This is a genomic window from Nocardioides salsibiostraticola, assembly GCF_054783655.1.
In genome coordinates this window covers 169,783-189,801 of sequence record NZ_BAAGQD010000027.1, presented here as the reverse complement: position 1 = coordinate 189,801, position 20,019 = coordinate 169,783, and the positions used below count along the sequence as shown (strand labels likewise).

At 69.0% G+C, this 20,019-nt stretch carries 18 protein-coding genes; 8 read left to right on the top strand and 10 right to left on the bottom strand.

All coding sequences use genetic code 11. The features are described from left to right. Positions 1–39: 39 nt before the first annotated feature. Both ACYVLV_RS18705 and ACYVLV_RS18700 read right to left on the bottom strand, forming a co-directional pair. Positions 40–1,545, bottom strand: coding sequence for an ABC transporter substrate-binding protein (locus ACYVLV_RS18705; RefSeq protein WP_460812692.1), 1,506 nt, complete (start codon positions 1,543–1,545; stop codon positions 40–42). A 91-nt stretch (positions 1,546–1,636) separates the two neighbouring features. Next, positions 1,637–3,112, bottom strand: a complete 1,476-nt coding sequence (locus ACYVLV_RS18700; RefSeq protein ID WP_460812690.1) for an ABC transporter substrate-binding protein — start codon at positions 3,110–3,112, stop codon at positions 1,637–1,639. A gap of 420 nt (positions 3,113–3,532) precedes the next feature. Between ACYVLV_RS18700 and ACYVLV_RS18695 the strand changes: the two genes are divergently transcribed. After that, complete coding sequence (locus ACYVLV_RS18695; RefSeq protein WP_460812688.1) at positions 3,533–4,495, top strand: hypothetical protein; 963 nt, start codon at positions 3,533–3,535, stop codon at positions 4,493–4,495. A 99-nt stretch (positions 4,496–4,594) separates the two neighbouring features. Here ACYVLV_RS18695 and ACYVLV_RS18690 read toward each other — a convergent pair whose 3' ends face one another. The 3 genes from ACYVLV_RS18690 to cysS are packed head-to-tail and all read right to left on the bottom strand — an operon-like array spanning position 4,595 to position 8,502. Further along, a complete protein-coding gene (locus ACYVLV_RS18690; RefSeq protein WP_460812686.1) occupies positions 4,595–6,109 on the bottom strand; it encodes a metallophosphoesterase in 1,515 nt (504 codons plus the stop codon). Further along, positions 6,102–7,049 carry a 23S rRNA (guanosine(2251)-2'-O)-methyltransferase RlmB gene (gene rlmB, locus ACYVLV_RS18685; RefSeq protein ID WP_460812684.1) on the bottom strand — a complete coding sequence of 316 codons (948 nt, stop codon included), beginning with the start codon at positions 7,047–7,049 and terminating at the stop codon, positions 6,102–6,104. Before rlmB ends, ACYVLV_RS18690 begins: the two co-directional genes overlap by 8 nt. Continuing rightward, the gene (gene cysS, locus ACYVLV_RS18680) at positions 7,039–8,502 is read right to left on the bottom strand and encodes a cysteine--tRNA ligase (RefSeq protein ID WP_460812681.1); all 1,464 of its coding nucleotides are present in this window, start codon (positions 8,500–8,502) and stop codon (positions 7,039–7,041) included. The genes rlmB and cysS overlap by 11 nt, the downstream gene beginning before the upstream one ends. Before the next feature lie 341 nt (positions 8,503–8,843). Between cysS and ACYVLV_RS18675 the strand changes: the two genes are divergently transcribed. Then, entirely contained in the window at positions 8,844–10,142 is a 1,299-nt protein-coding gene (locus ACYVLV_RS18675; protein WP_460812679.1) for a C39 family peptidase, read from the top strand. Between the two features lie 158 nt (positions 10,143–10,300). Here the strand turns inward: ACYVLV_RS18675 and ACYVLV_RS18670 are convergent, their stop codons facing one another. Both ACYVLV_RS18670 and ACYVLV_RS18665 read right to left on the bottom strand, forming a co-directional pair. Beyond that, a complete protein-coding gene (locus ACYVLV_RS18670; protein WP_460812676.1) occupies positions 10,301–11,074 on the bottom strand; it encodes an SDR family NAD(P)-dependent oxidoreductase in 774 nt (257 codons plus the stop codon). Then, on the bottom strand, positions 11,071–12,657 hold the full coding sequence (locus ACYVLV_RS18665; RefSeq protein ID WP_460812674.1) for a molybdopterin-dependent oxidoreductase: 1,587 nt from the start codon (positions 12,655–12,657) through the stop codon (positions 11,071–11,073). Before ACYVLV_RS18665 ends, ACYVLV_RS18670 begins: the two co-directional genes overlap by 4 nt. A 163-nt stretch (positions 12,658–12,820) precedes the next feature. Here ACYVLV_RS18665 and ispF point away from each other — a divergent pair, with 163 nt between their 5' ends. From ispF to ACYVLV_RS18650, 3 genes are read left to right on the top strand one after another with little or no spacing between them, the layout of a single operon-like run. After that, positions 12,821–13,324 carry a 2-C-methyl-D-erythritol 2,4-cyclodiphosphate synthase gene (gene ispF / locus ACYVLV_RS18660; protein WP_460812671.1) on the top strand — a complete coding sequence of 168 codons (504 nt, stop codon included), beginning with the start codon at positions 12,821–12,823 and terminating at the stop codon, positions 13,322–13,324. Beyond that, the gene (locus tag ACYVLV_RS18655) at positions 13,321–14,250 is read left to right on the top strand and encodes an alpha/beta fold hydrolase (RefSeq protein ID WP_460812669.1); all 930 of its coding nucleotides are present in this window, start codon (positions 13,321–13,323) and stop codon (positions 14,248–14,250) included. The genes ispF and ACYVLV_RS18655 overlap by 4 nt, the downstream gene beginning before the upstream one ends. Then, positions 14,247–14,981, top strand: coding sequence for an IspD/TarI family cytidylyltransferase (locus tag ACYVLV_RS18650; protein ID WP_460812667.1), 735 nt, complete (start codon positions 14,247–14,249; stop codon positions 14,979–14,981). The genes ACYVLV_RS18655 and ACYVLV_RS18650 overlap by 4 nt, the downstream gene beginning before the upstream one ends. Here ACYVLV_RS18650 and ACYVLV_RS18645 read toward each other — a convergent pair. Together ACYVLV_RS18645 and ACYVLV_RS18640 are read right to left on the bottom strand one after the other, a co-directional pair. Next, positions 14,945–15,568, bottom strand: coding sequence for a 2-C-methyl-D-erythritol 4-phosphate cytidylyltransferase (locus tag ACYVLV_RS18645; RefSeq protein ID WP_460812665.1), 624 nt, complete (start codon positions 15,566–15,568; stop codon positions 14,945–14,947). The genes ACYVLV_RS18650 and ACYVLV_RS18645 overlap by 37 nt on opposite strands. A gap of 178 nt (positions 15,569–15,746) precedes the next feature. Next, complete coding sequence (locus ACYVLV_RS18640; protein WP_460812663.1) at positions 15,747–16,232, bottom strand: CarD family transcriptional regulator; 486 nt, start codon at positions 16,230–16,232, stop codon at positions 15,747–15,749. A gap of 198 nt (positions 16,233–16,430) precedes the next feature. On the opposite strand from ACYVLV_RS18640, the gene ACYVLV_RS18635 reads away from it, so the two are divergent. The 3 genes from ACYVLV_RS18635 to ACYVLV_RS18625 all read left to right on the top strand — a co-directional run bounded on the left by ACYVLV_RS18635 (position 16,431) and on the right by ACYVLV_RS18625 (position 18,780). Next, complete coding sequence (locus tag ACYVLV_RS18635; RefSeq protein ID WP_460812661.1) at positions 16,431–17,378, top strand: UbiA family prenyltransferase; 948 nt, start codon at positions 16,431–16,433, stop codon at positions 17,376–17,378. Positions 17,379–17,452: 74 nt separating this feature from the next. Next, on the top strand, positions 17,453–18,025 hold the full coding sequence (locus ACYVLV_RS18630) for a hypothetical protein (RefSeq protein ID WP_460812659.1): 573 nt from the start codon (positions 17,453–17,455) through the stop codon (positions 18,023–18,025). A gap of 11 nt (positions 18,026–18,036) precedes the next feature. Continuing rightward, a complete protein-coding gene (locus tag ACYVLV_RS18625; RefSeq protein ID WP_460812657.1) occupies positions 18,037–18,780 on the top strand; it encodes a phosphoglyceromutase in 744 nt (247 codons plus the stop codon). A 461-nt stretch (positions 18,781–19,241) separates the two neighbouring features. On the opposite strand, the gene phoU is transcribed toward ACYVLV_RS18625, so the two are convergent. Continuing rightward, positions 19,242–19,898: a phosphate signaling complex protein PhoU gene (phoU, locus tag ACYVLV_RS18620; RefSeq protein ID WP_460812653.1), complete on the bottom strand. Its 657-nt coding sequence runs from the start codon at positions 19,896–19,898 to the stop codon at positions 19,242–19,244. Positions 19,899–20,019: the final 121 nt, after the last annotated feature.

The window sequence follows — 20,019 nt, the reverse complement described above, 5'->3', positions numbered from 1 at the left end:
TTCTGGCTGTCCGAGTTCCGGCGGTCGAGGTTCTGGTGGTCATCCGGTCGTCACCCCGTTGCAGGAGTACTTCGATCCGCCGACCGGGTTCCACTTACCGCCCTTGAGCTGGATGAAGCGCCAGCACTCCCCGGTCTGCTTGGGTCCCACCTGCTGCGGGGACGTCAGGCCGTTGGCGGTCCAGTTCTTCGTGCCACGGATCTTGTCGATGAGGGTCTCGCGGCTCAGGTCGCCCCCGAGCTCGTTGGCCAGTTGGGTGAAGAGTCGGGCGGCGGACCAGCCGAAGACCCCGAAGAAGGCCGGGTCCGCGCTGGGGTTCACCTGGCGCAGGTAGTTCAAGTAGAGCCCCATCTCCGGATTCGAGGCGGCCTCCTCGAAGGGGACGAAGTTCGTGTAGACGATGGTGCCGTCGACCGCGGACCCACCCGAGGAGACGTACTCCGGGTTGTAGTCGGTGGGGTCACGCATGTAGATCTTCGGGGTGTAGCCCTGCTGGGCCATGGCCTGCCGCAGTCGCACCGACTGCTGGTAGGCCCCCGTCCAGAAGACCCCTTCCACGCCGCGGTCCTTCAGCTGCTGGACGTACGTCGCGTAGTTGAACTCCGAGACGTCGATGGGCTGCACGTAGAGGAACTTCAGCCCCCGCTTGGTCATCGCGCTGACCTGGAGCTTGGCGTTCTGCACGGCCGCGCCGGCGTTGATGTAGAGGAAGGCCATCTTCTGGGCGGAGGAGGGGTAGTTCTTCTTGATGAAGTCCGGGGTGGCGTTGTTCACCTGGCCCGGGTTGACCGATTGGGCTCCGAAGCAGATGGTGCAGGCGGAACGCTCCGTGGTCACCGAGCCCCCGCGCAGGTCCGGTAGCCCACAGGACTGCGTGACCGCGGCGCCGCCGGAGTCGAAGGCCGAGACCGAGCCGATCATCGCGAAGACCTCCTTGCACGCCGCGGTGTAGGCCTGCTGGTCAGCGGCCGCGTCGGTGCGGGAGTCGTAGGTCTTCAGCGCGAGCTTGCGCCCGCAGATGTCGGAGGTGGCGTTGAAGTACTTCACGAACGCCTTCGTGCCGTCCTGGGCGGTCTCGAAGAGACCCGGCACCGGGCCGGAGATGTCCGAGGAGTTCCCGATCGTGATCGTGCTGTCGGTGACACCCGGGCCGTTCTTGAACCCGTCACATGACCCCGACTTCGACTCGTCGACCGGAGCCTCACCGCCGCCTGCGCTCCCGCCGGTGCCGCCGTCGCCCGCTGCCGGGTCGCCACCGGTGGTGCCACCTGCGTCGGTGGCGGTCGTCGTACCGCCCCCGGCGTCGAGGGAGCCGCCCGAATCCACCGAACCGGGGTCGGTGCCGACCCCCGCGTCGCCCGGAACCGTGCCGTCCAGCGCCACGTCTCCACCGCCCGCGACACCTCCACTGAGGGTGCTGCCGCCGCCGTTCGCCGAGGCGACAGTGCTCGGGTCGATCTGGGATCCGCAGGCCGCCAACGTCAGGGCCAGTGCGCCCGCAATCGTCGCTGCGAGGGTGATCGACCCTCGGGGGATTCTCCGCACCGACACTCCCGACCTCGAGTAAAACTAGAACACGTACTACTTCTAACGATCATGGCGCAAAAAAGTGACGCGGGACACGTCTTCGGCAAGGTCAGCCGGCGGTGGTCCCGTTGCAGGTGTACTTCGTGCCGCCGATCGGAACCCACTTGCCGCCCTTGAGCTGGATGAAGCGCCAGCAGTCCCCGGTCTGCTTGGGGCCCACCTGCTGCGGCGAGGTCAGTCCGTTCGACGTCCAGTTCTTGGTGCCGCGGATCTTGGCGATCAACGACTCGCGGGTCAGATCCCCGCCGAGCTCGTTGGCCAAGGTGGCGAACAAGCGGGAGGCCGACCAGGCGAACGCCCCGAAGAACGCGGGGTCCGCGCTGGGGTTCACCTGCCGCAGGTAGTTCAGGTAGAGGCCCATCTCCGGATTCGAGGCGGCCTCCTCGAAGGGCACGAAGTTCGTGAAGACCACCGTGCCCTCGACCGCGGACCCCCCGGAGGAGACGTACTCGGGGTTGTAGTCGGTGGGGTCACGCAGGTAGAGCTTCGGGCTGTAGCCCTGCTGAGCCATGGCCTGGCGCAGGCGCACCGACTGCTGGTAGGCACCGATCCAGAAGACCACCTCGACGCCGCGGTCCTTCAACTGCTGGACGTACGTCGCGTAGTTGAACTCCGAGACATCGATGGGTTGGACGTAGAGGAACTTCATGCCCCGCTTGGTCATGGCGTTGACCTGGGACTTGGCGTTCTGCGCGCCCACGCCGACGTTGATGTAGAGGAAGCCCGCCTTCTGATAGGAGGCGGCGTAGTTCTTCTTGACGAAGTCGGGGACCGCGTTCTCGAACTGGCTCGGGTTCACCGACTGGGCGCCGAAGCAGACCGTGCAGGCGGAACGTTCCAGGGTCACCGAACCTCCGCGCAGGTCAGGCAGGCCACAGGACTCGGCCACCGAGGCGCCGCCGGAGTCGAAGGCCGAGACCGAGCCGACCATCGCGAAGACGTCCTTGCACGCCGCGGTGTAGGCCTGCTGGTCGGCGGCCGCGTCGGTGCGGGAGTCGTAGGTCTTCAGCGCCAGCTTGCGCCCGCAGATGTCGGAGGTGGCGTTGAAGTACTTCACGAACGCCTTCGTGCCGTCCTGGGCGGTCTCGAAGAGACCCGGCACCGGGCCGGAGATGTCCGAGGAGTTCCCGATCGTGATCGTGCTGTCGGTGACGCCCGGGCCGTTCTTGAACCCGTCGCATGACCCCGACTTCGACTCGTCGACAGGTTCCTCGCCGCCACCGGCCTCGGCACCGCCAGCGTCTCCGCTGGTTGGGCCGCCATCGGTGGTGCCACCGGTGTCGGTGGCGGTCGTCGTACCGCCCCCGGTGTCGAGGGAGCCGCCCGAATCCACCGACCCGGGGTCGGTCCCGACCCCGGCGTCACCGAAGTCCTCGACCCCGCCCGCAGCGACGTCGCCGCTCCCGGCCACCCCGCCACTCACGGTGCCGCCGCCACCGTTCGCCGAAGCGACGGTGCTCGGGTCGATCTGGGACCCACAGGCCGCCAGCGTCAGAGCGAGCACACCCGCGACGAACCCAGCCATGGGACGCGCTGCGTAGATGGTCGGTCGAGTACTTCTGGGCACAGTGGCCCTCCAGACAGGGAGACGAGCGGGGAGGTGAGTGAGAGGCGAAACGGGAGGCGAACGGAAGGCGAAATGGGAGGCGAAATGGGAGGCGAAAACTAGAACAGGTATCACTACAACGACCGCCCCCACCAAAGGTGACGCCCACCACTCCCCACGAAGTTCGCGAGATGGGGACGCGAAGTTCGCGAGATGGGGACGCGAAGTTCGCCAGATGGGGACGCGAAGTTCGCCAGATGGGGACGCGAAGTTCGCCAGATGGGAGTCGTGGCTAGACAGCGGCCCGCCAGATCTCCACAGGCGACCACGCTTGGCCCGATCTCCACAGAGCGGCCTCGGGCCCCGGCGCGACTTCGTTGATCGGGGCATAACCATGGGATGAACTCATTGCCATCGTCCCCCTTCGGCCTATCCGACCTGCCCAGCCTGGGACTGACCCGGGACCAACTACGAGCCCTGGTGAAGGCTGGCGCCGTTCGCCGGATCTTCTACGGTGTCTACCTTCGAACCGATGTTCCCGACACGATCGAAACCCGGGCCGCGTGCGCGGCGTACGCCCTTCCTGAGCACTGTGTCGTGAGCGACCGGTCAGCCGCCTGGCTTCATGGCGTCGACACCTACGACATCGCCCAGAACGCGGGATACCCCCCGCTCGAGATCGTCTCTCGAACCGGTCATCCCCCCACGAGCCGGCCAGGGGTACGAGGCGGCAAGCGGGCGTTGGCTGACGAGGACGTCATGACCCTGCATGGAGTGAAGGTGACGACCCCGCTGCGTACGGCGTGCGATGTCGCCTCGCTGCACGGACGTCTTGCCGCCATGGCCGTCCTGGACCAGTTCTGCCGACTGCATGGCGTGACCGGGGCAGACATCGCAAGAACCCTGCCACGACTTGTGGGCCGACGGGGCGTCAAACAGCTTCGGGAGTTGGCCCCCTACGTCACTCCACTGGCCGAGTCACCCAGCGAATCGTGGACCAGGCTGAGTGCGATCGATGCTGGCTTCCCACCTCCGCAACCACAAATCTGGGTCTACGTGGAAGGCGTCGGATGGGTGCGCCTGGACATGGGTTGGGAAGAGCCCAAAGTTGCATTGGAGTACGACGGCGAGGAGTTTCACTCCTCCCCCGCAGACCGAGAACACGACCAGCGCCGCCGCGAGGCGCTAGCAGCGGCAGGCTGGATCGTCATCGTGATTCGTAAAGACGGATTCTCCGGCGCCGGACTGGATCGCTGGATGGGCGAGCTGCGGCGGGCCTTCGCCGAGCGCCAGCCCCGCCGACCCGCGAAGCGGAAGTACTCCCGCGGCGAGTCGCGGCCGCCGTACCACCGCACATCCTGACGAACTTCGCGTCCCCATCCGACGAACTTCGCGTCCCCATCCGACGAACTTCGCGTCCCCATCTGGCGCACTTCGCGGGGCCATTTGGCGAACTTCGTGTCAGTAGGTGAGGGGGACGTAGGGCTCGACGCGGAAGTTTCCGTTGGTCTGGAGCAGGACGGACTGGATACCGGCGGGGGTGCCGTCCTCGGCGTAGGTGAGCAACATGATCTGGGCGGTACGCCGCAACTTGCTCCCGATCGCCAGGGCGTACGCCGCACCGCCGGTCGTGCCGGTGGTCAGGGAGTACCCGATCTGGTTCTCGGGTCCGATCACCGGGGTGGGACCGACCTGCACGTGCAGGTGGCCGCCGACCACGAGGTCGACACAGCCCCGCTCGAGGGCCGCCTTGCCGAGGTTGGGGTCGTGCACCAGCACCGTGTTGACGCGGTCGTCGGCCTCGTCGGCCGCACAGGCGGCATCGGCCAGCAGGTCGCCCACCTCACCGAAGCTCAACCCCGTCGCGTCGCGCCAGGTGCCCAGTCCGCTGGAGCGCGGGTCGTTGACGCCCAGCAGACGCGAGCCGCCGGGTCCGTCGACGACCTCGCCGTCGAGGACCTCCCACCCGTCCGCGGCCATGTAGTTCGTCACGAACGTGCCGTTGTCGTGGTTGCCGGCGACGGAGAAGCGCTCGTCGAAGTCGGAGAACGCGGCCGTGACCGAGTCCAACGAGAACGCCTCCCACTCCTTCCCCGACGAGGTGTCATCGCCCGCATCGAACACCGCCGTCGCGCCAGCGACGTCGGCCACCGCCCGCGCGACCGGGTCCATCCCGATGTTGTCGTGCCGGTCGGAGACCAGCGCCACCACGGTCTCCCCCTCCTCGGGCTCGCGCAACTCCAGGTCGGCCGCCGACTCGACCGCCGCGGCATAGAAGGTCTGGCTTCGTTCGTAGGTGTCGATGGCACTGTCGATCAACCGCCGGGTGCCGTACGTCGTGACGTCGCCCAGGATCTCGACCCCGGCCGCCTGTTCGGGGACCTGGACCGAGTCGCCCAAGAACTCCTGGAGCGGGATCCACTCCCCCTCGTCCACCCTTGGCTCGTCCCCACGCCAGGGAGACCAGGACGCCACCACCAACGAGACGACCACAGCGAGAGCCAGCAGGCCTCGCGGATGGCGCAGACCCGCGAGCAGTTCACGCCGACGCGCTCGACCCAGACCGATGAACAACCCGATCGGCACCAGCCCCAGCGCCGCGCCCCGAACCAGGGCGTCGACGGCCATCACCGACACCGCGTCGCCGATCTTGGCCTGGGCACCTTCGGGTTGGGAGCCGATCAGGGCGTACCGCTCGACCAACGCCTCGGTCGTGGGCGCTTCGGTCTTGCCGAGTTGGATGTCGAGTCCGATCGGCAGCGGCGACTCGATCCGGAAGTCCGGCAGCACCGGTCCGGTCCGCAGCACGACGCTGTCGCCCAGTTGGGGGCTGATGATCGCGTCGTGGCTCGCGACCGTGACCTCACGACTGCTGTTGAGGAACAACAACACCGTGGCGGCAAGCGCCACGACGAACCAGACCGCGACGTACGCGCCGCGGACCAGCCACTTCCTCCGAGAAGTCGGTTCAGCCACGCGCCTGGGAGATGCCGTAGAGGGCCACCGAGGCAGCCACACCTGCATTGAGGGACTCCACCGAGTTCAACATCGGGATCGACAGCAACTGGTCGCACGTCTCGGAGACCAGGCGACCCATCCCGCCGCCCTCGGACCCGATGACCAGCACCAGCGGCCCGTCGGCGAGGTCGAAGTCGGGCAGGCTGACGTCACCGTCGGCGGCCAGACCGACGACCATGCAGCCCTCGTCCTGGTAGGCCTTCAGCTGACGGACCAGGTTCACGGTCTGCGCCACGGGGATACGGGCGGCGGCTCCGGCGCTGGTCTTCCACGCCGAGGCGGTCATCCCGGCTGCGCGGCGCTCGGGGATCAGTACGCCGTGGGCGCCGAACGCGGCCGCGGAGCGGACGGTGGCGCCGAGGTTGCGGGGATCGGTCACCGAGTCCAGCGCCACGATCAGCGGCTTCTCGCCCTGTTGCTTGGCCAGGTCGAGCAGGTCGTCGGGGTGGGCGTACTCGTACGCCGGGATCCGCGCCGCGAGGCCCTGGTGGACCGCCCCGGCGGTCATCCGGTCGAGCTCGCCCTTGCTGACCTCCATCAGGCTGATCCCGCCGTCGGTGGCGAGCTGGAAGGCCTCCCGCAGGCGGCCGTCGCGCTCGGCACCCTCGGCGACATACAGCGCGTTGACCGGCACGCCCTCGCGCAGCGCCTCGACCACCGAGTTGCGTCCGGCGACCCACTCGGCGTCGCTGCCCTTGCGGCGCGGACGGGTCGCGGCGGCCTTCTTGGCGCGCTGTTCGGTCTTCGCGGCAGCGTGCGCCTTGTGGTACGGCCGGTCCTTCGCCTTCGGCGTCGGTCCGCGGCCCTCGATCCCGCGCTGGATCCGGCCACCGGACCCGGCGGTGGGCTTCTTGGAGCTCTTGCGGATCGAGCCCTTGCGTTGCGAATTACCCGCCATTGGTACCACTTCCATTCGTTGATGCCACAGTCCATCGGGGGCCGGACGGGGTGTCCTCCACCTCGATGCCAGCGCGTTTGATCTGGTCACGGATCGCGTCCGCGCGAACAAAGTCCTTCTCGGCCCGAGCCCGGGCCCGATCCTCCAGCAACGCCGCGACGAGTACGTCGAGCGCTTGGGTCAGTCCCGCCGCCTCGCCGCCGTCCGCGGAGGCCCACGCCGGGTCCCCGGGTCGCAAGCCGAGCACGTCGAGCATCGCCAGGACCGAGGCCACGGTCCCCCGCAACGCAGCAGTGTCGGCGGCAGCGCCCTCGGCCAGCAGAGCGTTGCCCTCGCGAGCGACCTCGTGGATCGCCGCCACCGCGGCCGGGGTGCCGAGGTCGTCGTTCATGGCGCTCACGAAGTCGGCGCACAGCATGCCCGGCTCGGGCAGCTCGCCCAGCACGGAGGCCGCCCGGTCCAGGAAACCCTCCAGCCGGCGGTAGCCGACGGCTGCTTCCTCGAGCGCCTCGAAGCTGAACTCCACGTGGGAGCGGTAGTGCGCGGCCACAATGTAGAACCGCAACTCCACACCGCGCACCCGCTCCAGCACCGCGGGCACCAGCAGCGAGTTGCCGAGCGACTTGCTCATCTTCTCGCCGGCCGTGGTGATCCACGCGTTGTGCATCCAGTACGACGCGAAGTCGTGTCCGGCGGCGCGCGATTGGGCCTGCTCGTTCTCGTGGTGGGGGAAGCGCAGGTCGACTCCGCCGCCGTGGATGTCGAAGGCGGTGCCGAGGTACTTCCCGGCCATCGCGGAGCACTCGATGTGCCATCCCGGTCGACCGCGGCCGTACGCCGAGGGCCAGGAGGCCGTCTCCGGCTCGGAGTCCTTGCGGCCCTTCCACAGCGCGAAGTCGCGGGGGTCACGCTTCCCGCGGGGGTCGGCGTCGCCGGCCGCCTCGAGGTCGTCGAGACGCTGACGCGTCAGTTCGCCGTACGCCGGCCACGACTTCACGTCGAAGTAGACGTCCCCATCACCGGCGCCATCGGCGTCTTCCGCTGCGTAGGCGTGCCCGCGCTCGATCAGGGTGGCGATGAGTTCGAGGATCTCGGGGATGTGGCCGGTCGCGCCCGGTTCGTAGGTGGGCGGCAGGACGTTGATCGAGGCCAACGCCGAAGTCAGCGCCCGGTGCATGTCGTAGGCGAGGTTGAACCAGGGTCGACCCTGCTCGGCGGCCTTGGCCAGGATCTTGTCGTCGATGTCGGTGACGTTGCGGATCAGCGTGACGGCGTACCCCTGGTGGGACAGCCAGCGCCGCAGGACGTCGAAGTTCACCGCGGAACGCACGTGACCCACGTGCGGTTCGGACTGAACCGTCAGACCGCACACGTAGACACTCGCCCGCCCCTCGGCGAGGGGGACGAAGTCGCGAATCTCTCGCGTCGCGGTGTCGTAGAGCCGGAAGGTCATTCCGCAGAGTCTAGGAGTCCGGGCCGGTTGTTGCCTCATCGTGCCGCTCAGCCGTGTCGATGACGTGCGCGAGGTCCTCAGCGCGGGGGGTGGCTCTCGCCGAACTACTGACAGAACAATCGAAAACCGGCTCAAAATCGGCCTGATCGGGCCATTTCCGCCCGATCTGTCAGTAGTTCGGCGGACATGACTCGCCGTCGGTCGCGAAAGACCGGCTCGTCCGGAGATTTCTTGCGCCTATGACGAGGTGACAGAGAAACCCGTCCCGCCAACGCCGCGGCCGGTCAAACGAACGATTGAAACATGTGACGGATGGGACTCCTGTGATTTACGGTGTACCGGTGCGTCCCTTCCTCGCCGCCGCCATCACGCTTGCGTTCAGCGCCCCCGTGCTCGCCGCCGTTCCCCCCGTTTCCGCCGCCCCGACTAGCGCCCCGATCAGTCTCTCGGCTGCCGCCGCTGCAGACTCCTCCAGCCGCCCGGTCGCCTACACCCAGTGGGACGGCGGTCGGCAGTTCCGACAGGGCAGCTTCGCCAAGACCCGGGTGATGAAGGGCCGTCTGGTCCTCGGCGCCGGCAAGAAGGCCCCGACCTACCAGCGCCGCTACTCCGGACGCTCCTACGACCAGGGCAAGTGGACCTCACCGTGGGTGACCCCGAACTTCGGGTTGACCGAGCTGATCCCGTCCTGGGACGCCAAGACCCCTGGTGACACCTGGATCGAGATCCGGGTCCGGGCGCGTACGGCGTCCGGCGGCGTGGGCAGCTGGGACGTCATGGGCCGCTGGGCCTCCGATGACCGGTGGATAAAGCGCACCACCAAGAGCGGACAGGCCGACGACCTCGGCCGCGCCAACGTCGACACCTGGCAGACCACCGGCGGAACCGCCGTGGCGGCGTACCAGGTCCGCGTGCAGTTGATGCGCAAGCCCGGCACCAAGAACTCCCCCAGCATCGACGTCATCGGCGCCGCCGCCTCGCGCCTGACCGGTGCCGAACCCACCACCTCCCGACCCGGCTCGGCCGCGGGCACCGTGCTGGACAACGTGCCGCGCTACTCGCAGATGATCCACACCGGCCACTACCCGCAGTGGGGCGCCGGCGGTCAAGCCTGGTGTTCGCCCACCGCGACGTCGATGGTGCTGGGCTCCTACGGTGCCCTCCCCCCGGCCGGGGCCTACGGCTTCGTGCCCGGCGGGCACCCGGACCCCTGGGTCGACTCCGGCGCCCGAGCGACCTTCGACTACGACTACGACGGCACCGGCAACTGGGCCTTCAACACCGCCTACGCCGCCACCCTGACCAAGAAGGCCTTCGTCACCCGCCTGCGGAACCTGCGCGAGGTCGAGGACTTCATCCAGGCCGGCATCCCGATCATCGCCTCGCTCTCCTGGAAGCGCGGCGACCTCACCAACGCCGCGGTCGGCGCCTCCAACGGCCACCTGATGGTGATCGTCGGCTTCACCTCCAACGGCGACGTGGTCGTCAACGACCCGGCCGCCTCGTCGGCTTCGGGGGTACGCCGCACCTATGACCGCGCCGAGTTCGAGCGCGCCTGGCTGACCACGAGTTCGCGGGGGACGTCCTACGTCATCCGCGACGGCGCCCACCCCCTCCCCGCCTCCCGCGGCAACTGGTGATCGCTGGTTGAGGTGCGAGGGCCCCCAGGGCCCGAGCCTCGAAACCACGCCCCCGATCCCACGAACGTCCCCCGTCCGCGGAACCAGGTTTCGAGGCTCCTCGCCTAGCGGCTCGTCACACCTCAACCAGCGTCTGCGCTTCCACGCCTTGGCGGTCGCTAGACCCCGTACCCACCGTCGACGTCGAGCTTCTGTCCGGAGATGAAGCCGGCGCGGTTCGAGGCCAGGAAGCACACGGCTTCGGCCACGTCGGTGGCCGACCCGAATCGGCGTAGCGGGATGTTGCCGCGGGTGACCTCGAGGGCGTGGTCGTCGAGTTCGCCCGACGCGATCAGTCCGGCGGCCATCCCGTCGGTCAGCATGCCCGGCCCGACCGCGTTGACCCGCACCCCGAAGCGGCCCTCTTCGGCCGCGAGGGCCCGGACCATCGCCTCGACCGCTGCTTTGGGGGCCGATGAGAGGCCGTCGCGCACAGGGAACCGGGAGGTGGCGGCGGTCGTGATGGCCACGATCGACCCCTGGGCCTCCCGCAGCGCCGGCAACGCCGGGTGCACGCAGGCGAAGAACCCCGCGGCGTCGGCGGCCAGTTGGGCGGCCATGTCGGCAGGGGCAACCCGGGACAGGTGCTTCATCGGGACGTGCGGGCCGGCGGCGTACACGAGCGTGTGGAGGCCTCCCCGCTCGGACACGACGTCACCGACGACCTGCGCCGCGGCGTCGGTGTCCCCCAGATCCAGTTGGTACGCCGCACCCGCGCCGACGTGCGGTGCCACCGGGGCCGTACGCCGATAGGTCACCGCGACCTCGCAGCCCCGCTCGGCCAACATCGCGGCCACCGCGGACCCCAGCCCTCCGTTGCCGCCGATCACGAGGGCGACCCCGGCCCGGTCGCCAAAGTCATGGGTCGGGTGATGGGCCGTGTCGCGGCTCATACGGCCTGGAACTCGATGGTGTGCCACCCGGTCGCCCCGTCGGGCAGGACGTCGGCGACCGCGCCGGTCTGGACGAGACCGTTCTGGTCGGTGGCCCGGACGCGGACCAGGTGGGTGCCGGCCTCGACGTCCACCTCGGCCTTCCACTGCACCCACGCGTCGATCACGGAGTTGTCGGCGATCTGGGCGGACCGCCACTCGCCGCCGTCGAGGGCGTACTCGACGGCTTCGATCCCGGTGTGTTGCGACCAGGCGGTCCCGCCCAGGGTGAGCTTGCCGGCGGGCACGGTCTCGCCGAACCGCGGCACCTCGACCCGGGAGGCCATCTTGACCGGACCGAACTCGCCCCACCCCTTGTCGGTCCAGAACGCGCTGATGTCCTCGAACCTCGAGACCTCCATGTCCACCACCCACTTGGTGGCCGACACGTAGCCGTAGAGCCCGGGCACGATGGTCCGCACCGGGAAGCCATGGTCGATCGGCAACGGTTCGCCGTTCATCGAGGTCGCCAACATCGCGTTGCGGTCATCGGTCAGGGCCGCGAGCGGCGTACCGCACGTCCAGCCGTCCGCGGACGTCTGCAGCACCGCGTCGGCCCCCTCCAGGGGTCCGGCCTCGGCGAGGATCTCGGCCAGCCGGGCGCCGCTCCACCAGGCGTTGCCGACCAGGTCGCCACCGACCTGGTTGGAGACACAGTTCAGGGTCACCCAGGCCTCGGTGGTCTCGCGGGCCTCGAGTTGCTCGAAGTTGATGACGATCTCGCGCTCGACCATCCCGTGGATCCGCAACGACCAGTCGGCCGGCTCGATGGTGGGCTTGATGATCGCGGTGTCGATCAAGTAGAAGTCCTCGGCCGGAGTCATCCACGGGACGATCCCGTTGACCCCGATCACCGCGCTGGTCGGCACCTCCGGCTCAGTGACCCCGGACAGGCGCAGCAACCGTCGGGTCTCCTCGACCTGTCGTCGCCCGGCCCCCACGAAACGTCCGACGACCCCGACGACACCGGACGCGGCCGCGATGACGCCGATCCCGATCAGGAACCCTCGACGGCTCGCCTCGCGACGCGGCAGGACGTTGGCGTCACGGTCGGCACGCTCGATCCGGCGGGCTCGTTCGGTGAGGTAGGACAGGACGGCCGTCCAGGTGATCAGCCCCACCAACACGGGGATCACGTCGGACAGTTCCGACCCGCCGCGGGAGAGGGTGGCGTACGCCGCGATGCCCGCCAGCGCGGCGAACCCGACCATGGCGGCCCACGACCGCGACCGCGCCAAGAGACCGACGGCGGCCGAGGCGAGGATCAGGAAGGTCAGGATCCCGGCCACCAGGAGCGGCTTGTCCTTGGTGCCGGCGGCCTGGATGGCGCTCTCGGCGGCGGCGCCGGGGGTCAACCGGATGATGAGTTCGGCGACCGCGACGACCGGGGACTCCCGCACGCCCATGATCGCGGCGGCCATGTAGCTGGTCGCCAGCCCGCTGAGCCCGGCAACCACTCCGCACAACGCCCAGATCGCCCACGTCCGGATGCCCGCGGGCTCGGGTCTGCGGTCGGCGTCGGTCGATCCTTCGCTGATCGTCACGGCGTACTCACTTGCGTCATACCTCCATTGTGGCGGGTGGGGGTCCGTAAAGCGGCGCTCAGTCCTTACGTCCGGCTGACGGAGGCCGTTGCGGCGCCGCGGTTGCGTTCCGAGGCGCGGGAAGTCCCAGGCTCCGGGCGGGTCCTCGGGCATGATTCGTCGGATGCAGGACATCCGGATTGGTCTGGGGACCGACGTACATCGACTCGTGGCCGACCGCCCCCTCCATCTGGCCGGACTGTCCTGGCCGGGCGAACCGATGGGTCTCGAGGGGCACTCCGACGCCGACGTCGCCGCGCATGCCTGCTGCGACGCCCTGCTTTCCGCGGCGGGGTTGGGCGATCTGGGGTCGAACTTCGGGACCTCCGAGCCCGAGTGGTCCGGCGCCTCCGGGGCCGCGCTGCTCAGCGAGACGGCCCGACGGGTCGCCGCCGCGGGGTACGACGTGGGCAACGTCGCCGTCCAGGTCATCGGCAACCGGCCCAAGATCGGTCCTCGCCGGGCCGAGGCCGAGGCGGCACTGTCCGCTGCCGCCGGCGGACCGGTCACCGTCTCCGCCACCACCACCGACGGGCTCGGGTTGACCGGCCGCGACGAGGGGATCGCCGCCATCGCCACCGCCCTGATCAGCCGGCGTACGCCGCGAGAGGACTCCCCCGCTTCATGAAGACCTACGACGGCCTCGAACTGCACGTGACGGCCCGTGGCCCCGCCGACGCGCCCGTGACCGTGTTCCTGGCTCACTGCTGGACCGCGGACGAGGCCGACTGGCACTACCAGGTCCGCGATCTGCTGACCCACTTCGGCCACTCCATCCGACTGATCACCTGGGACCACCGGGGCCACGGCCACTCGAGTGCCTCACCCGAACGCTCCTGCACGATCGAGAACCTCGCCCGCGACCTGACCGATCTGATCGACCTGTACGCACCGACCGGGCCGGTCGTCCTCGCCGGGCACTCCATCGGCGGTATGACGATCTCGGCCCTGCCTGCGCTGCGCCCGGATCTGGTCGACCGGATCGCCGGGCTGCTGTTCGTGTCGACCTCCTCGGGGCGCCTGAACACCGTCAACCTCGGCCTCCCCGAAACCGGTCCCCTGGTGAAGTCGCAAATCCCCCGGGTGCTGGCCCTGCGCGCCCGGATGCTCTCGCGCAGCACCCGCCGCTCGTCCCCCACCATCGAGCGTCTGGTGGTCAAGCGGTTCCTGTTCGGCACCTCGCGTCCACGTGACGTCGGCCTGGTGGTGGATCAGCTCATCAACTGTCCGCCGGAGACCTTCTCGGGGTTCTACCGCGACTTCATGCGACACGAGCGGACCGATCTCCTGGCCGCCTACGACCGGATCCCCACCACGGTCCTGGTCGGCAGCCGCGATCTGCTTACCCCACCGGTGCACGCGCGGCGCATCGCCAACCACATCCGCGGTGCCCGCCTGGTCGTGGTCCCCGGCGCCGGTCACATGCTTCCCCTCGAGTGCGACCGGCTGGTCTCCGACGAGCTGATCGCCCTGGTCGCGGGAGCGGTAGTCCCTGACGTTTATGCGACGACACGCCGTACGAAGTCGCACAAACGTCAGGGACTATCCCGGTGACGACCCCCGACCTGAGCGCCGCCGTCGTGGTGCTCGCCGCGGGCACGGGAAGCCGGGTGGGAGCCGACCGCAACAAGGTGCTGCTCGACCTGCTGGGGCGCCCGATCGTGGCCTGGTCGGTCCGCGACGCCCTGGCCTGCGCAGAGGTCGAGGTGGTGGTCGTGGTCGTCCACCCCGACGAGGAGGCCACCGTCGCCGCGGCCCTGGCTCCCCACCTCGAGGAGGACCCCCGCGACCGCGAGGTGATCCTCGTCCCCGGCGGCGCGACGCGGCACCAGTCCGAGCAGGCCGCGCTACGGGTCCTGGCCCCGCGCATCACCGCGGGAGAGATCGACGTCGTCGCCCTCCACGACGGCGCCCGGCCCCTGGCCGGCAGCGACCTGCTCACCCGGGTCCTCGAAGCGGCCCACCAACGGGGCGGGGCGCTGCCCGTCGTACCCCTCGAGGGTCTGGTGACCCGGACCGGCCGGGCGGCGCCAAAGCCTGTGGCCGGGGTGCAGACCCCGCAGGCGTTCCGGGCGGGACCGCTGCTGGAGGCCTACGACCGGGCCGCGGCCGACGGTTTCGAGGCCACCGACACCGCAGGCTGCCTGGAGCGGTACGCCGATCTCGAGGTGGTCGCCGTACCCAGCACCCCGCACAACCTCAAGGTCACCTTCGCCGAGGACGTCGCCCTGGTGACGTCCCTGATCGCTCAGCGTTCGGCCGGTACGCCGCCCGGCCGGGTCTGAGCGGTCAGCGCCGCCAGCACCTCCACATCCTCGGGGCTGCGGACCCGTCGGCCTTCCGGCGGCGCCTGGGTGAAGGTCACCGGGAACCGGGCCGCCAGGGCCTCGACGAGCTCGGCGAAGTCCCACGAGGGCAACGCCTCGAGGTCCGCGACGACCGCAGCGGGCAGCACGATCGGGGAGGCCACCGCCCAGAGATCCTCGCGGTCGACGGTGGCGCCGGCCAGGTCACCCTGGATCTCCTTGACCGTGTCGGTCACCGGGCGTACGCCGACCACCACCGTCCCGGTCTCGATCGACTCCGCCAGGCACTCGGCGATGAAACTGCCGGGGGTCATCGGGCACAGGCTGTCGTGCAGCACGAACGGCTCGTCGGCCGCCACGACCCCGGCCCATTCGGTGCCCAGGTCGATGGGGGTCACCCCGGCCTCGCCCAGCGCCCAGGAGGAACAGGCCACCAGAGCTTCGCCGTGGATCAGCGAGAAGGGCAACGACCCCCGGTCGAACTCGACGATGGTCCCGAGCGTGGGCGGCAACTCATCGGACTCGTCCCATTCGACCATCTCGACCATCTCGACCCCGGTGTCCATGGGCCCACCCTAGTCGCCACCCAGCGACCGCCCCCGCCGCGATAGTTCCTGACGAAATGGTGGTCGAATCGCTCGTTTGATCACCATTTCGTCAGGGACCACCGCGCATCGGGAGCCCGGAAATGCCGATAGCCCCCGCCGAAGCGGGGGCCATCGAAAGCTGAGACTCAGCGGTGGATCAGGAAGCGAGAACCTCGTCGAGGATGATCTCGGCCTTGTCCTCGTTCGTCTGCTCGGCCAACGCCAACTCGGAGACGAGGATCTGGCGAGCCTTGGCCAGCATCCGCTTCTCGCCGGCGGACAGGCCGCGGTCACGCTCGCGACGCCACAGGTCGCGCACGACCTCGGAGACCTTCATGACGTCGCCGCTGTGCAGCTTCTCCAGGTTGGCCTTGTAACGACGCGACCAGTTGGTCGGCTCCTCCACGTGCTCGGCACGGAGGACGTCGAAGACCCGGTCCAGGCCCTCCTTGTCCACCACGTCGCGCACTCCGACCAGGTCCAGGTTGCACGCAGGAACACGCACGACCAGATCCTGCTGAGCAACGATGCGCAGAACCAGATACTCCCGGTCCTCGCCCTTGATCTTCCGCATCTCGATGTCCTCGATGACTGCGGCCCCGTGATTGGGATAAACAACCGTTTCGCCGACGGTGAAATTCATAGGTGATGTGCCCTTTCTTCGACCCCCATCCTAACACGTGTTCCACACGACACTTTCGTCGTTTCTGCAGGTCAGAGGCCCAAGCAGGTATTGACAGGAAGGGTTTCCTGTGGTGGCGGGCCCTGGTCGGGAGGACGGGAGGCAGGCAATCCGCGGTTCCGGTCGGCTATTTGCCTCTCATTGGGGATACTGCCTGACATGGCCTCACTCAAGCGCCTGCGGCGGCGTACGACCGCCACTTCAGTCACCCCAGCCCCTTCCGCACCAAGCGACCCGGAGGCGTCACCGTCCACCCCGTCCGGGCGCAGCCCCGGCGGCGGTCTGACCACCCTGCGGCGTACGTCGGCCACCGCCGGCTCCTCCGCCGCGAAGGCGAGCAAGGTGGCAGCGCTCACCGCCGGTCGGACCGGCCGCACCGTCGCCCGACGGGCCGGCCTGGGCCAGGCGTGGCTCTACGTCCTGGCCGCCCACCCGCTCCAGGCGCTGCTCACCGCGGTCGGCGTCGCCGCCGCGGCCGCCCTCATCGAGCGCCCGGCCCGCGAGATCGCGGTCGTGTTCCTCACCGTCGTGGTCGGCCAGACCATCCTGGGGTGGCACAACGACATCGTGGACCGGCACCGCGACGCGCGGCACCTCGAGGCCGGGCGGGCGTCGCAGAAACCCATCGCCGACGGCCGCCTGGAGGTGGGCAACGTCTGGTTCGCCCTCATCTGCGCGGTGCTGCTGGTGGTGCCGTTGTCGGTCTCGACCGGCGTAACCGCGGGAAGTTGCTACCTGCTCTCGGTGGCGGTCGGCCTGGTCGGTCACCTGGTCCTGCGCCGCGGGATCTACTCCTGGATCCCGTGGGCGATCGCCTACGCCCTCCTGCCGGCGTACGTCGCCTTCGGCGGTTGGGGCGGCAACGCCGAGGGTGAGTCCCCCCAGGTGCTGATGACGCTGCTCGCCGCCGCACTCGGTGTCGGGGTGCACACCATGCGGGCGTTGTTCGGTCTGGTGGCCGATCACGAGGACGGCTGGACCTACTGGCCGCTACGCCTCAGCCTGCGCCTCGGCGCGACCAAAATGCTGCTGGCGACCATGGCCTATCTGGCCGTTCTGGTGGTGGCGATCCTGATCACCGGAGCCACCGTGGGACTCCGGCAGTGACCGCCCCGGGACGAACCGCGCCCAGTCCACTACGCTGACCCCACCGTTCGACCACGACCTGTGAAGGCCATTCGATGTCTCTTCGACGCCCTGTAGCGCTCGCCACCGGCGCACTCCTCCTCGGAGCGCCCGCTCTGACCGCCTGCGGATTCGACTATCCGACCAACCGGGTGAACACGATCACCAACGGTGTGTCCGATCGCGAGAAGACCGTCTACGTCCTCAACGCGCTAGTCGTCGCCTCCCGCCCGAACTCAGGGACGGTGATCACCACCCTGTCGAACAGCAGCAACCGGGACGCCGTACGCCTGACCTCGGTCACGGCCACGAACGGTCAGCCCCTCGAGGTCATGGGCGACGCCGATGTGGCCCTCCTGCCGAGTGCTGCCGCGAACCTGGCCAGCAACCCGACCCTGCGGGTGTCGGGTGACTTCGAGGCCGGTCAGTTCATCCGGCTGACCTTCGCCTTCGACAACGGTGAGCAGACCACCGTCCAGGTCCCCGTCGTCACCGACTGCGACGAGTACGACGGCCTCGACGCGGCCCCCACGCCGGAGAGCACCGAAGGCGCCATCCCGTTGCCCGAGTACGAATGCGGTGTCTCGGACGAAGTGGGCGGACATTCCGAGGACGACCAAACCGAGTAGAGGACCCCGCGATGACCTACACCCTGATCCTGCTCCGCCACGGCGAGAGCGACTGGAACGCCAAGAACCTCTTCACCGGGTGGGTTGACGTCAGCCTGACCCAGAAGGGTCGCGAGGAGGCGGTGCGGGGCGGTCAGTTGCTCGCCGAGGCCGGGGTGCTGCCCGACGTCGTACACACCTCTCTGCAGCGCCGCGCCATCAACACCGCCGCGATGGCGCTCGACGCGGCCGACCGGCACTGGATCCCGGTACGCCGCTCGTGGCGCCTCAACGAGCGGCACTACGGCGCCCTGCAGGGCAAGGACAAGAAGCAGACCCAGGAGGAGTACGGCCAGGAGCAGTTCATGCTGTGGCGCCGCTCCTTCGACACCCCTCCGCCGCCGCTGGACGACGACTCGGAGTTCTCCCAGGTCAACGATCCGCAGTACGCCGACCTCGGCGACGACCTGCCGCGCACCGAGTGCCTCAAGGACGTCATCGTCCGGATGCTGCCCTACTGGGAGGGCGAGATCCTGCCCGACCTGCGTGCGGGCAAGACGGTCCTGATCGCGGCCCACGGCAACAGCCTGCGCGGCATCGTCAAGCACCTCGACGGCATCTCCGATGAGGACATCGCCGGCCTCAACATCCCCACCGGGATGCCCCTGGTCTACGAGCTCGACGACGACTTCTCCCCGGTCACCCCCGGTGGCCGCTACCTCGACCCCGAGGCCGCCGCCACCGCCGCTGCGGCAGTCGCAAACCAGGGCAAGTAGCCCGCCGTACGCCGCTGCAATCGCCGCCACGCCGCAGGTTGAGGTGCGAGGAGGCGCTAGCCGACGAGCCTCGAAACCCGGCTCCGTCAACGCGAACCTCCGGTGACGGGGTTCGCCTCCAGCACGAGACTGAGCTCCGGGGTGTTTACGTGCCGTCCGGGTTGTGTGCCTGAGAGCGGCCCTCAGACAGGTCCTGGGCACACGACCCGATGGGTCGGTGTCAGGTCCCCCCGCGCGAAGTGGGTCGTGTGCCTCAAACCCACCGATCAGGGGTGCTCAGGCACACGACCCGAGTCCAGACCCCCGACCAAGGCCCCCGAGGATCTCCGGTCAAGCGAGCGCAGCGAGCGAAGGCCGGACCGAACAACCGCGAGCGCAGCGAGCCTGGTTGTTCGGAACAGAGAATGCGGGGAGCGCAGCGACCTCCCAGCCTTTGAGGCACGCAGTGCCTAGAGCGAAGCTCAGGACTTGATCGTGCGCGGGTTCTGCCCGGTCACGACGAACACGACGCGCTTGGCGATCGAGACCGCGTGGTCGGCGATGCGCTCGTAGTAGCGGCCCAGCAGGGCGATGTCGACGGCCGCCTCGACGCCGTGCTCCCAGGAGTCGCTGAGGAGTTCGGTGAAGTTGGTGCGTCGCAGCTGGTCCATCTCCTCATCGGCGCGGCCCAGGGCGATGGCGGCCTCGACGTTGCGGGTGGCGATGATGTCGCTGACGCGCGCCACCATGGTCTCGGCGACCTCACCCATCCGGGCCAGGGTGGGGCGGATCTCGTCGGGTACGGCGATCTCGGGCAGCCGCAGCCGGGCGATCTTGGCCACGTGGACCGACAGGTCCCCCATCCGTTCGAGTTCGGTGACCATCCGCAGGGCGGCCACGACCGTGCGCAGGTCGCCGGCGACGGGCTGTTGCAGGGAGAGGATCGAGAAGGCCGCCTCCTCGAGTTCTTCGCGTTCCCGGTCGATCAGTTCGTCACCGGAGATCACGCCTTCGGCGATCTCCCCGTCACCGTTCAACAACGCCTGGGTCGCCAGTCCGACCGACCGTTCCACATTGCGGCACATCGTGGCGAGGTCGGCGAAAACGGCATCTAGTTGGTCTTGAAAGGCTTCGCGCATGTCCTTGACATTAATCGTCGTGAACGCACGGGGCACGTTGGGTACGTGAACGAGCGGTGAACGTTCGGCGGCGTCGGCGGTCGTTGGTCCCTGTGGGTGCCGCGCGGTCGTACCATCCAGG